Annotated in this window: 14 protein-coding genes; 10 read left to right on the forward strand and 4 right to left on the reverse strand. The window is 35.3% G+C overall.

Annotated elements, in window-relative coordinates; translation table 11 throughout:
- The first annotated feature begins 14 nt into the window (after positions 1 to 14).
- The 8 genes from E1750_RS10430 to E1750_RS10465 all read left to right on the forward strand — a co-directional run bounded on the left by E1750_RS10430 (position 15) and on the right by E1750_RS10465 (position 8,416).
- On the forward strand, positions 15 to 887 hold the full coding sequence (locus tag E1750_RS10430; RefSeq protein ID WP_133276719.1) for a helix-turn-helix domain-containing protein: 873 nt from the start codon (positions 15 to 17) through the stop codon (positions 885 to 887).
- A 42-nt stretch (positions 888 to 929) separates the two neighbouring features.
- The gene (gene hemH / locus E1750_RS10435) at positions 930 to 1,967 is read left to right on the forward strand and encodes a ferrochelatase (protein ID WP_133276720.1); all 1,038 of its coding nucleotides are present in this window, start codon (positions 930 to 932) and stop codon (positions 1,965 to 1,967) included.
- A gap of 76 nt (positions 1,968 to 2,043) precedes the next feature.
- Positions 2,044 to 2,601 carry a CopD family protein gene (locus tag E1750_RS10440; protein ID WP_133276721.1) on the forward strand — a complete coding sequence of 186 codons (558 nt, stop codon included), beginning with the start codon at positions 2,044 to 2,046 and terminating at the stop codon, positions 2,599 to 2,601.
- Between the two features lie 82 nt (positions 2,602 to 2,683).
- Positions 2,684 to 4,156, forward strand: coding sequence for a sensor histidine kinase (locus E1750_RS10445; RefSeq protein WP_227873873.1), 1,473 nt, complete (start codon positions 2,684 to 2,686; stop codon positions 4,154 to 4,156).
- Between the two features lie 7 nt (positions 4,157 to 4,163).
- Complete coding sequence (locus tag E1750_RS10450; RefSeq protein WP_133276722.1) at positions 4,164 to 4,946, forward strand: enoyl-CoA hydratase/isomerase family protein; 783 nt, start codon at positions 4,164 to 4,166, stop codon at positions 4,944 to 4,946.
- 82 nt (positions 4,947 to 5,028) lie between these two features.
- Positions 5,029 to 6,711 carry a hypothetical protein gene (locus tag E1750_RS10455; RefSeq protein WP_133276723.1) on the forward strand — a complete coding sequence of 561 codons (1,683 nt, stop codon included), beginning with the start codon at positions 5,029 to 5,031 and terminating at the stop codon, positions 6,709 to 6,711.
- Between the two features lie 112 nt (positions 6,712 to 6,823).
- Positions 6,824 to 7,942 carry an ATP-binding protein gene (locus tag E1750_RS10460; RefSeq protein WP_133276724.1) on the forward strand — a complete coding sequence of 373 codons (1,119 nt, stop codon included), beginning with the start codon at positions 6,824 to 6,826 and terminating at the stop codon, positions 7,940 to 7,942.
- A 78-nt stretch (positions 7,943 to 8,020) separates the two neighbouring features.
- Entirely contained in the window at positions 8,021 to 8,416 is a 396-nt protein-coding gene (locus tag E1750_RS10465) for a hypothetical protein (protein ID WP_133276725.1), read from the forward strand.
- Positions 8,417 to 8,531: 115 nt separating this feature from the next.
- On the opposite strand, the gene E1750_RS10470 is transcribed toward E1750_RS10465, so the two are convergent.
- From E1750_RS10470 to E1750_RS10485, 4 genes are all read right to left on the reverse strand, one after another.
- Positions 8,532 to 9,185, reverse strand: coding sequence for an HD domain-containing protein (locus tag E1750_RS10470; protein ID WP_133276726.1), 654 nt, complete (start codon positions 9,183 to 9,185; stop codon positions 8,532 to 8,534).
- Positions 9,186 to 9,346: 161 nt separating this feature from the next.
- On the reverse strand, positions 9,347 to 10,333 hold the full coding sequence (locus tag E1750_RS10475) for an acyl-ACP desaturase (protein ID WP_133276727.1): 987 nt from the start codon (positions 10,331 to 10,333) through the stop codon (positions 9,347 to 9,349).
- 66 nt (positions 10,334 to 10,399) lie between these two features.
- Complete coding sequence (locus E1750_RS10480) at positions 10,400 to 11,134, reverse strand: lysophospholipid acyltransferase family protein (protein WP_133276728.1); 735 nt, start codon at positions 11,132 to 11,134, stop codon at positions 10,400 to 10,402.
- 111 nt (positions 11,135 to 11,245) lie between these two features.
- On the reverse strand, positions 11,246 to 11,980 hold the full coding sequence (locus E1750_RS10485) for a lysophospholipid acyltransferase family protein (protein ID WP_133276729.1): 735 nt from the start codon (positions 11,978 to 11,980) through the stop codon (positions 11,246 to 11,248).
- A gap of 209 nt (positions 11,981 to 12,189) precedes the next feature.
- Here E1750_RS10485 and E1750_RS10490 point away from each other — a divergent pair, with 209 nt between their 5' ends.
- Both E1750_RS10490 and E1750_RS10495 read left to right on the forward strand, forming a co-directional pair.
- Positions 12,190 to 12,384, forward strand: coding sequence for a hypothetical protein (locus tag E1750_RS10490; protein ID WP_133276730.1), 195 nt, complete (start codon positions 12,190 to 12,192; stop codon positions 12,382 to 12,384).
- Positions 12,384 to 12,656, forward strand: a complete 273-nt coding sequence (locus E1750_RS10495) for a type II toxin-antitoxin system YafQ family toxin (protein ID WP_133276731.1) — start codon at positions 12,384 to 12,386, stop codon at positions 12,654 to 12,656. Before E1750_RS10490 ends, E1750_RS10495 begins: the two co-directional genes overlap by 1 nt.
- The last annotated feature ends 104 nt before the right edge of the window (positions 12,657 to 12,760 follow it).

Genomic DNA, 12,760 nt, shown 5'->3' on the forward strand with positions numbered 1-12,760 from the left:
AAAAAAATGTCGCAATGAGTTCGCAAGATATTATAACAATTGAAGATGATTTTACCTTATTCCGTTTCCAAAACGACAGTGATGAAGTGTATGGCACGCAACGCGAAGTAAAAAGCGGATTGATTCAATTTCACTTTGGACTCAAAGGAAAAGCCAAGTTTCTATTCAATCAAGGAAGCTATGCTTTGGATTTGAAAGAAGAAAAGTCTCTGTTGCTGTACAATCCGCAAAAAGAATTGCCCTTGAACCTAGAAATCGCTCCAAATTCTTGGGTGATTTCGGTTATTATTTCCATTCAAAAATTTCATAATCTGTTTTCAGCCGAAGCCAATTACGTAACTTTTTTGAGTGAGGATAATAAGGATAAAAAATATTATAAAGAAGGCGACATTAGTCCATCGATGGCGATTGTTTTGACCCAATTATTCCATTACAATCTGAATCCGTCAATAAAAAACCTATATTATAAAGCCAAAGGATACGAATTATTGAGTCTGTATTTCAATAGAACCGAAGATCCAAACGCCGAACAATGTCCGTTTTTGATCGATGAAGAAAATGTCTTGAAAATAAAAAAAGCCAAGGAGATAATTCTTGCCAATATGGCTGAACCTCCGGGATTGCAGGAATTAGCCGATGAAGTGGGACTGACCTTGAAAAAGCTAAAAATGGGTTTCAAACAAATTTATGGCGATACGGTTTATGGCTTTCTTTTCGATTATAAAATGGATTCAGCTCGAAAATTATTGGACAGCGGTTCTTACAATGTGAATGAAGTGGGCTTAAAAATTGGCTACAGCACCGGAAGTCATTTTATTGCGGCTTTCAAGAAAAAATTTGGCACCACTCCAAAAAAATATTTGATGGCTATTAATCCGAATATGTAGGGAATTGAAAAAATCTAAAAAACTGAAAAAATCTAAAAATATATGAAAGGAGTACTATTAGTCAACCTAGGCTCACCAGAAAGCCCAACCGCAAAAGATGTAAAACCGTATTTAGATGAATTTTTGATGGACAAATACGTGATTGATGTTCCATTTTTGTTGCGTGCATTATTAGTTCGAGGTATTATTCTTCAAACAAGGCCTAAAAAATCGGCGGCAGCTTATGCCAAAATATGGTGGGACGAAGGTTCGCCGCTTGTGGTGATTTCCAAAAGAATGCACGAAAAAGTCAAAAAACTAGTTGACATTCCGGTTGCATTGGCAATGCGTTACGGAAATCCTTCGCTTTTATCTGGTTTACAGGAATTACACGACAAAGGCGTGAACGAAGTGATGCTTTTTCCGTTGTATCCACAACACGCAATGGCATCGACAACGACCATTTTAGAATTGGCCGAAGAGCATAGAAAAAAGTATTTTCCGGAAATGAAATTTACGATTGTTCCGGCTTTTTATAACAAACCAGACTATCTAAAAAACCTTGCCGATTCTATTCAATCGCATTTGAAAGGTTTTGAATACGATCATTTATTGTTCTCCTATCACGGAATACCGGAGCGACACATTCGCAAAACAGACATCACTAAATCGCACTGCAAAATTGACGGTTCTTGCTGCAACACGCCTTCACCAGCACACGACTTTTGCTACCGTCATCAATGTTACGAAACCACGAAACAAGTGGTAAAACTTTTGGGAATCCCGGAAGGAAAATACAGCCAGACTTTTCAATCTCGTTTGGCTGGAGACAAATGGCTAACGCCTTACACCGATGTTGAGGTCAACAAAATGCCGGAGAAAGGCATCAAGAATTTGGCAGTAGTTACGCCGGCCTTCGTTTCGGATTGTTTGGAAACATTGGAAGAAATTGCAATGGAAGCCAATCACCAATTTAAGGAAAACGGAGGCGAAAATTTTATGGCCATTCCTTGTTTGAATGATGCTGATGAATGGTGTGAAACGGTTGCGAATTGGATTAATGATTGGAGCCCCCTAACCCCCAAAGGGGGAAATGTTTAAAGTTGTTAACGTACTTAAGCACTAAACAGATTTGACAACTTTTAAAAAGTTGTCAAATCTTCAAATAAATATTCAAATGGAACTATACAACTACCTAAAATCCCTCCACCTCATCTTTGTCATCACTTGGTTTGCTGGACTATTTTATATTGTTCGCTTGTTTGTGTATCAAATTGAGGCCAACGACAAACCATCGCCCGAAAAGGAGATTTTGCAAAAACAATACAAAATAATGACCTATCGTTTGTGGTACATTATCACCTGGCCATCAGCGGTTTTGGCGAGTATTTTTGCGTTTTGGATGTTGTTTTTTACGGATATTGGAAAAGCTTGGTTGCAAATGCCTTGGATGCACGTAAAACTTGGCTTCATTTTTGTGCTGTATTTGTACCATTATAAATGCCATAAAATATACCTCGAATTGCAAAACGACGAAGTAAAATACACTACAAATTATATGCGTTTGTGGAACGAAGGTGCTACAATTATACTGTTTGCCGTAGTATTTTTGGTCATCCTGAAAAACGCCGTCAATTGGATTTATGGCGTGGTCGGAATTATATTGTTTTCCGTATTGATTATGTTGGGATTTCAATTTTATAAACGAATTCGTGAGAGAAAATCTAACCACTAAGTTCACAAAGGACGCACGAAGAACACTATAAAAATTTGTGAACTTTGTGCCTTCTTTGTGTCTTTGTGGTAAAATAAAAAATATGCTTAAAAACTTCAAGATATCAATGCTTTCGTTGCGAATCAGGATTTTCCTTTCGATGATTGTAATGATTATTGTAGCTTCAGTATTATTGGCATCCATTTCGATTTTTCAATTCAAGAATAAAGCAAAACAGTACCATCAAGAGCGATTAGAATACAAAGAAGGAGCCATCAAAGAGAACATCAATTACGTACTAACTAACACTACTTATCCGCTTACGCCCAATAATTTAGCACTGATATTCAAAGATAAAATTCACGAATTATCAGACATTCACAACCTCGAAATCAACATTTATGACTTGGATGGGCATTTATTAAAATCTTCGAAATCGAGATTTTCTATCGACGCTGCAGCTCCACCCATTCCAAAATACATTCTAAAACTAGTTCAATCTTCTATTGAAAAACGCTATGTTGACATTAAAAATAGCGACGGCAAAAAGAATCGTTCTTCCTATAGTTTAATAAAAGACGATAAATTCAAACCTCTCGGAATCCTGAATTTGCCTTATGTCGAGGACGATAGTTATTACCAAACAGAACTTAAAAATTTCTTGATTGGTTTGGCGCAAGTGTATAGTTTTATGCTTTTGGTGGCTTTTGCAGTGGCTTATTTTTTGTCTTCTTACATTACAAAATCGCTGAAAACCATTTCGGACAAATTAAGCGAAACCAGTTTAAACCAGAAAAACGAAAAAATCGTCCTCGAAGCCAGCAGCAAAGAAATCAACCTTTTGATTAATGCATATAATGCAATGGTCGATGAACTCGAAGAAAGCGCCTTGAAATTAGCTCAAAGCGAACGCGAAGAAGCTTGGCAAGAAATGGCCAAACAAGTAGCGCACGAAATCAAAAATCCGCTGACGCCAATGCGATTGACGGTGCAAAGTTTTCAGCGAAAATTCGACCCGAACGACCCGAACTTGAAACAAAAAATCAACGATTATTCTGAAACCTTGATTCAGCAAATCGATACGATGAGTTCTGTGGCTTCGGCATTTTCGAACTTTGCTTCGATGCCGGCGCAACAAGACGAAACCTTGAATGTGGTAGAGGTGGTCGAACTGACTATGGAAATCTTTAACGAAGATTATATCCATTTTAAGGCCGAAGAAAAAGAAATTATTTCGAAAATAGACCGTACACAACTCATACGAATCATTACCAATTTGGTCAAAAATGCCATTCAAGCTTTTCCCGAAAACCAAGAGAACAAGGCCGTTTGTGTCAATATCAAAAAAGTGTTCGACAATGTCATCATCACGGTTGCTGACAATGGAATTGGAATTGCAGCAGCAGATTTCAATCGGATTTTTGAACCTAAATTCACCACCAAATCCAGCGGAATGGGCTTGGGACTTGGTATCATCAAAAATATAATCGAAAACTACAAAGGAACCATTAACCTTGAATCACAAAAAGGAAAAGGAACCACATTTACTGTTTCGCTTCCAATAACCAATAAATAAATTCAATATGACATTAGAAAATATCATTTTAGAACAGGAAAAAGGCATTGCCACCATTTTTATCCATCGTCCCGATAAGTTAAATGCACTAAACAAAGCCACGATTCAAGAATTGCACGAAACCTTAGCATTAATTGATAACAATCCAGATGTTCGCGTGGTTATCATTACCGGAAGCGGAGAAAAAGCATTTGTGGCTGGTGCCGATATTGCCGAATTTGCTCATTTTTCTACTGAAGAAGGAGAACAACTAGCGGCAAAAGGGCAACAACTTTTATTCGATTTTATAGAAAATATGAAAACTCCTGTAATCGCTGCCATCAATGGTTTTGCCCTTGGTGGAGGATTAGAATTGGCTATGGCTTGTCATTTTAGAATCGCTTCGGATAATGCTAAAATGGGTTTACCGGAAACTTCACTTGGCGTGATTCCGGGTTATGGTGGAACGCAGCGCTTGCCGCAACTTATTGGTAAAGGTCGCGCGATGGAAATGATTCTAACTGCCGGAATGATTGATGCCGAAACCGCAAAAAATTACGGCTTAGTGAATCAAGTCGTACCTCAATCGGAACTTATTGGCTTCTGCACGGGAATTGCTCAAAAAATAATGCGAAATTCCCCTGTGGCTATTGCTAAAGCTATCGAAGCTGTTAACGCGAATTATACTTCTGGAGTCAATGGCTTTGATGTTGAAATCAAAAATTTTGGAGCTTGTTTTGCTACTGATGATTTCAAAGAAGGAACAACCGCTTTTTTAGAGAAAAGAAAGGCGGAGTTTACAGGGAAATAAAAAAGTTGGCGGTGTTCAGTTCCGAGGCTTCGGGATTAGTGTTCAGTTGCATTTCTGTTTAAGAAAATATTTATAGTTATTTATGAAAAAAATTATTTGTTTGTCGTTATTTATGTTGTTGTTTATTTCGAGTTTTGCTCAAGAAATTCCCTTTAAAATTCAAAAAAGCGAAGTGTTTAAAGATGAATATAAGGAATCTCAAATTGTGTTATCTGAAGCAGATGGAACTGGCGGGTTTTTGATTGTTCGTTCCTATAACGGTAAAGGAATTTCACCAAATAGAGGTTTTTATTTTGAACATTATGATAGTAATCTAAAACTACTTAATGAATACGATTTTCAAATAACACATACCAACGGACATAAATATGCCTCCACTCTGGGTATTGTTAAGACGGAAACTGTTTTCAGAATTATTGATATGTATTATGACATAAATCAAAAAGCCTATATATGTAATGCAAATTCAATAAGCAAAAATAATTTTAAACCAGAAAGTAAAGAGTTATTTAGATTAACTCGTGATGAATTAAAACAATATGGAAGCTTCTCACTTAATGATATTTGTTACGAAAAAAACGATAAAAAAATGGCCAATAAAAACAATGGCTATTTTTCGGATACCTCGAGTGGAATTGCGCTAATGTCTGATGAAAATTCATTTTCTATTGCCATAGATTTTATGAGTAGTACTGGTTCGGAAGCCTTAAAATTATTTCTATTTGATAACCAATTAACAAAAAAAATAGATCGGATTTTTATTAAAAAAGTCGCAGATCGCAAGTATATTTTTCAAAATATTGATTTGTCCAAGGATGGAAATTCCATTTTCCTACTAAGTAAATCCATATCCAAAGAGGCAAAATCCAAAACTGAAGGTGGAAAATATCAATATGAATTAACAAAATTCGAAGGTGAAAAAGATTTTTCTAAAACCTTTGATATTGGTGACCAATTTGTAGGCTCATTGAAAACCCTTTTTTTTAAAGAAAAATTGGTTTGTATCGGTTTTTACTCGGACATAAAAGACAAATATTTTGGAGGAGTTAGTTATTTTGAAATTGACCCCAATACTCTTGAAGTTCGCTTTTCAAAATTTAGCAAATTCACAGAACAATTTCTTATGGACAAGTACGGCAGAGTTAAGGATAAGGAGCTAAAATCTTTAAAGTTTAAAAATATATTAATAACTGCAGAAAATGAAATTATCCTAAATGCTGAGGAAGCATACACCACTTCAAGTGGCGGAGGTTTTTCTGCAGGAATGGGTGCGCCTAGTATGGGAGGAACGAATGTTGGTGGGTTCAATTACGGAGGAACGACATTTGGAGGAGTGAGTGTTGGTATAAACTATGGAGGTATTTACGAACAAACTTACAATCATTTAGACGATATTGTTAGTATAAAGCTTAGTGCTAAAGGTGATTTGATTTGGGCTAGAAATATTAACAAGCGACAAACAGGTGACGGCTCTAGTTTTACATCCTATACTTCGGTATTAAATCAGACTAACGATGTGTTTTTCTTTATCAATGCCAAAGAAAAGATTAAAGAAATTAGTAACAATCGAATTCAATTTAAAGGAATTGGAAATGTAAACCTCATCCGAATTAATGAAAAAGGAGATTTCGAATACCAAAAAATCCTTGACGATGACGAAAATGAAGTTCCATTTATGGTTGCAAACGGCATTAAATCCGGAAATTCCATTTTCTTTTTAGGAAGAAAAGGAAGTACTAAACAGCTTTTAAAAGTAACTTTGTAAATTTAAAATATCAAATTATTATACTTTTTTGATATTGTAATATCAAATTATTATATTTTTTTGATATTGTAATATCAAATTATTATATATTTGCATTGTAAATGAGTGCAAAATGATAAATAGAACCTCCCAAACCGAAATTGACAGCTATCTTTTTAAAGGAAAAGCAATCTTGGTATTTGGCGCAAGACAAGTAGGCAAAACCTCTTTGATAAAAAACACCATTAAGGACCAATCCTATTTGTTGCTCAATGGAGATGAACCCGACACTCAACTTTTACTAGAAAACATCACTACCGACAGGCTAAAAGCCTTAATTGGAGATAGTAAAATATTGGTTATTGACGAGGCGCAAATGATTCACAATATTGGTTTACTCATCAAGCGAATGGTCGATAATTATCCCGAAATTCAAGTGATCGCCTCTGGAAGTAGCGCGTTTGAACTAGCAGACAAAACCAAGGAATCGATGGTTGGGAGAAAAGAAGAATTACAGCTTTTTCCTTTGAGTTACGGCGAAATGGTCAAACATTCTAATTTTATCGAAGAAACCCGATTGGTTCCGCATCGTTTGGTTTATGGCTATTATCCCGAAGTGGTCAGTAATCCAGGAAAAGAAGAAAAAATCCTCAATGATTTGGTCGAAGGTTTTCTCTATAAAGACATTCTGAACTTGGAAGGCGTAAAAAAATCTGCGACTTTACATCGGTTGGTACAAATGTTGGCGTACCGAATTGGTAGCGAAATTAGTTATAATTCTCTAGCCAATGATTTAGGATTAAACCGATTGACGGTGGAAAAATACATTGATATTCTGGAGAAAAACTTTATTGTTTTTAGCTTAAATGCCTATAGCCAAAACCAAGATAACGAACTCAAAAAAGGGAGAAAAGTATATTTTTGGGATAATGGTTTACGCAATCGAATTATCAAGAACTTTAACCCAATTGAGTTGAGGGATGATTTTGGTGCATTGTGGGAAAACTTTGTAATCAGCGAAAGAAAGAAAAAACTAGGCTATGAAAATCAGTTTATAGACACTTATTTTTGGAGAAATACCCAACAAGCCGAAATTGATTATTTGGAGATAAAAAATACCGAAATTGAGGCTTTTGAAATCAAATACAATCCGAATCAGAAAGTGCGATTTACAAAGTCTTTTACCGAAAAGTATCATCCAAAAACAACTCAAGTGATTCACAAAGAGAACTTTTGGGATTATCTGATTTGAATCAAAACCTATGAGGTTTTTAAAACCTAATAGGTTTGAATTGACAATCAATTATTAAAAATTAAAAAAAATCAACCTATGTCCTTCCAACCTGTATTTGCGCAATTCTGGGAAAAAGTAAAAGAAAGTATCGAAAACCATACTTACGCCAAATTAACTTTGGCAAAAACCATTGGCGATACCGAATTGAAGAACATTTATGTGCGCCCAGTTTTGAACAATGATGTCCTTAGTATGTCTATTACTGCACGTTACAAAACCGAAGAAATAGAAAGTTTCCATTCACTGGAAGAAGCTTTTTTTGTTTTGGCTCCGTATATGAACAATCCGTTTTTGACTGCAATTCTATTTACCACCGAAGGCGATTTTACATTCAAACTCAACAAAAAACGCGTGGGAAGTATTATCGAGCAAGCACCCACTTTCAAGAATGCTTCGGATGTGATTTTGGAAATGAAGGAAAAAGGAATTTGATTGATGATTTCAGATTAACGATTTTTGATTTCAGATTTAGTGTTGATAAATAAAGATTCTTGATTTTGTGAAGATACATCTGAATTCGACAATCATTATTCTACAAGCTAAAATCCTACTTCTCCCCGTCCCATTCTGCATAAAACTGCGAAAGGAAACCTTCCATATATCGGTGTCTTTCTTTGGCTATTTGTTTTCCAGTTTCAGTATTCATTTTGTCTTTTAGCAACAATAATTTTTCGTAGAAATGATTGATTGTTGGTGCTTGACTGTTTTTATATTCTTCCTTACTCATACTGAGTTTTGGAGCAATATTCGGATTGTGCAAAGGTCTGTTCTTGAAACCTCCATAATTAAACGCTCTGGCAATGCCAATGGCGCCAATAGCGTCCAAACGGTCGGCATCCTGAACGATATCCAATTCGATAGAAGAGAATAACTTTTCAGCATTTCCACCTTTAAAAGAGACGTTTTCTATGATGTTAATCACGTGCTGAATCGTGGCTTCGTCAACATTTTCACTTTCAAGAAATTCTCGGGCTATTTTGGGCCCAATAGTTTCGTCTCCGTTATGGAATTTACTGTCGGCAATATCGTGTAGCAAAGCCCCTAATTTTACCACATTAGCATCACAAACTTCACCATCGGCAATTAACAAGGCGTTTTTATACACTCGTTCAATGTGAAACCAATCGTGTCCGCCTTCGGCATTTTCCAGCTTTGACTTTACAAAAAGGATGGTTTTGTTGACTATTTCTGAATAACCCATATTTCAAGTTTTTTTATAAAAAAAGCTGATTTTTAAAGTTTTAAATTCAAAAATCAGCAATTCAATATTTTAATCAATTTTAGTAGCAATGGCAATTTCAAATAAGTTAATCCTAAAATCAACTTTGCATTCCAACCAATCTGAAATCTACATTCTGCAATCTATAATCGCGCAGGTTCTACCCATTTGAATTGAAATGACTCTTGTGGAATGACCAATCTTTCTGAAATTCTCGCCATTCTAGCTGGTAATTTCATCAGATAATCTCTCGCTTTTTCAGCTTCATCGGTCAAATTGCCTATTTTTTCGATCTCCCACTTATCGATCAACTTTTGCATAATATCCACATAATCGTTGGCGGTGTACACTCCAATTCGTTGTGCCGAATCTGAGAAATGTTCAAAAGCAGAACTAATTTTTTGTCCCGATTCTCTCAAGAAATGCGCTGGCATTACGATTTTGGCTTTCATCATATATTGAAAAGCAAGCATCATTTCACTTGGATCAATTTTGAAAATTTGGTTCACAAATTCGCTATACGCCAAGTGATGACGCATCTCGTCACCTGCGACCATTTTGCACATTTTGGCTAATTTGGTGTCACCATAACTTTTGGCCAATTGCGATACTCGATTGTGCGAAACATAAGTCGCCAATTCCTGAAAACTGGTATACACAAAGTTTTTATAAGGATCTCTTCCGGTTCCAATATCGAATCCATCATTGATCAAATGTTGCGTTGTCATTTCGATTTCGCGCATATTCACACGACCCGATAAATAAAGGTATTTGTTCAATAAATCACCGTGACGGTTTTCTTCACCGGTCCATTGGCGCACCCATTTAGACCACCCATTTCTAGCTTCATTATCTACCCCTTCCACTTCCATCAACCAGTTTTCGTAGGTTGGCAAAGCTTCTTCGGTAATCATATCACCTACCATTGCAACCCAAAAGTCGTAAGGCAAATCTTTGGATATTTCTCTTAGTTCCTTTACTTCTTCAAGGAAATTATCGCTTTCTGAATTAGGCAAAAAATCAGAAGGTTGCCAAATCTTTTCAACTGGAATTAAATACTGGTCAACGTAGGCGCTGACATTTTTCTCTAGAAATTGCATCACTTCTAGTCTTATGTTTTTTATTGACATTTTTGTTTTTGGTTTAATGAGTTTTAGGCCACAGATTTACCCAAGAATTTGCAAATGTACACTTTTTTAAAGTTTTATGCCTTGAACGATAGCATTTTCGGTTTTTTCAGATATTTCCTCAAAAGTGTACTCTTTAACGGCCAATGCAGTATGTATGGTAAAGCCAATGTGATTCCCCAAACCAAAGGGAAAAGCACCATATCTGAAGAATTTCCACGAATTATTGATGGTAATGGGTACAACATAGGCAGAAGGGGCATATTTGCACAATATTTTCAATCCGCTTTGTGCAAATTCTTTTGGTTTTCCGGTTTTGCTGCGGGTTCCTTCCGGAAAAATTACTGCTGAGCGTTTGTTTTTTTCGATGTATTCAGACAATCCTTTGATCACCGGAATGGCTTGTTTGGGATCTTTTCTATCAATAAGAACCGAACCGCCGTGTCTTAAATTATACGAAACACTTGGAATTCCTTTGCCTAATTCGGCTTTGCTAACGAATTTTGGATGAAATTTTCTCAAAAACCAAATCATACCAATAATATCGTACATCCCTTGATGATTGGCTACAAAAATAATAGGAACTCCCGCAGGAATGTTTTCTCTTCCTTTGATTTCAAAATTATTAAACAAAACATATCCAATTTTAAGCAAGAAAAAATTCAGGTAATCCACACTTTTTTTGTGGGCTTGATAGCCAAATATGTTAAAACAAATCCACTGAATAGGGTGAAAAATCAATAAGGTCAATAGGAACAACAGAATTGCAATAAATGACAGTGGGTAGGATATAATTTTTTGCATTTTTTTAATGTTTTGGCGAAATTATGAAATATATTTTGAATCTGGTTTTTTCGAAAGACTCAACATTCCAGCTCCATAATCGATTATCATAAAATAAAAATTGGGTGAAAATTAAACTTTAATTGATTCAATAATGGTTTTTTCGGTCTTTTCCATTATTTCAGCGAAGCCATAATCGCTTACCTTAAGGGGTTTGTGAACGGTAAATTTAAGATGATGACCCATACTCAATGGAAAATAACCGTATTGATATACTTTCCAAGAATTATTGATGGTTATGGGAACTACGTAGGCTGAAGGTGCATATTTGCATAAAATTTTCATTCCGCTTTCGGCAAATTCTAAAGGTTCTCCAGTTTTGCTTCGGGTTCCTTCAGGGAAAATAACGGCGGAGCGTTTTTCTTTTTCGATGTATTCCGCTAAAGATTTTATTTTTGGGATGGCTTGTTTGGGATTATTTCGGTCAATAAGCACATAGTTGTTATGACGTAAATTATAAGAAATCGCCGGAATGCCTTTGCCCAATTCTTTTTTGGTTACAAATGCGACATTAAATTTTCGCAAATACCAAATAATTCCTGCTGTATCCAGCAAACTTTGATGATTGGCGGCAAATATTATGGGTACGTTTTTGGGGATTAATTCTCTGTTTTCGAAAGTGTATCTTGTACCTAAAATATGCGTGCATTTCATTGTAAAATAGGCAGTATAATCGAACGATTTTTGCAATCCGCTTGCTCCAAAAGCTTTAAAAGCAATCCATTGCAGGGGATGAATTGTACACAAAACCACCAAATAGGCTAAATAATAGACAAGTGTTATTGGGTATAACAAAATTGTATTCATATGCTAAAAAAAATTACACACAAAAGTACTAAATTTTATTCGCCTTCAATTGTAATCCCAAACAAATATGCGGTTTTGGATCTAATTGTACCTTTGCTATTTTAAAAATAATTTAAAAAAAAAATTATTGGCTTACTTAAAAAACCTAATTTTATCTAATTATCAATTTTTAAAATATTTTATATCTTTGTACTACTAAAATTACTGCTATGGCAACAATAACATTATCTTATGACGCTCGTAACCTTCTAGCAAAAAAGACAGTTGCCTATATCCTTTCATTGGGCGTTTTTAAAACAATCGATCGTAAATCGGCTATAGATTTATCTTTGGAAGATGTAAAAAAAGGACGTGTTACTACTCATAAAAGTGCCGCTGACTATTTTAAAAATCTCAACGATTAATGTACATCGTAAAAACGACTAGGCAATTTGACAAAGAAGTAAAACTTTGTAAAAAAAGAGGTTACGATCTTTCTAAATTAGTTGAAGTAGTTTCCATTTTAGAAAAAACAGGAACTCTACCCCAAAAATACAAACCGCATAAATTGTCGGGGAATTATGAAAATTGTTGGGAATGTCATATCAAAGGCGATTGGCTTTTAATATGGCTACAAAATGACAATGAACTTACTCTTTTATTTATCAATACAGGAACACACAGCGATTTGTTTTAGCCCAAACCTCGGAAACTGTTTTTTGAAAGCAATCCAAAAATTGAAATTATTCAAATATATCATATTTTGCTTTTCCAAGCTGCTATCATTTTAATCGTACCTTT

The sequence above is a fragment of the Flavobacterium nackdongense genome, from assembly GCF_004355225.1.
In the GTDB taxonomy this organism is placed as follows: domain Bacteria; phylum Bacteroidota; class Bacteroidia; order Flavobacteriales; family Flavobacteriaceae; genus Flavobacterium; species Flavobacterium nackdongense.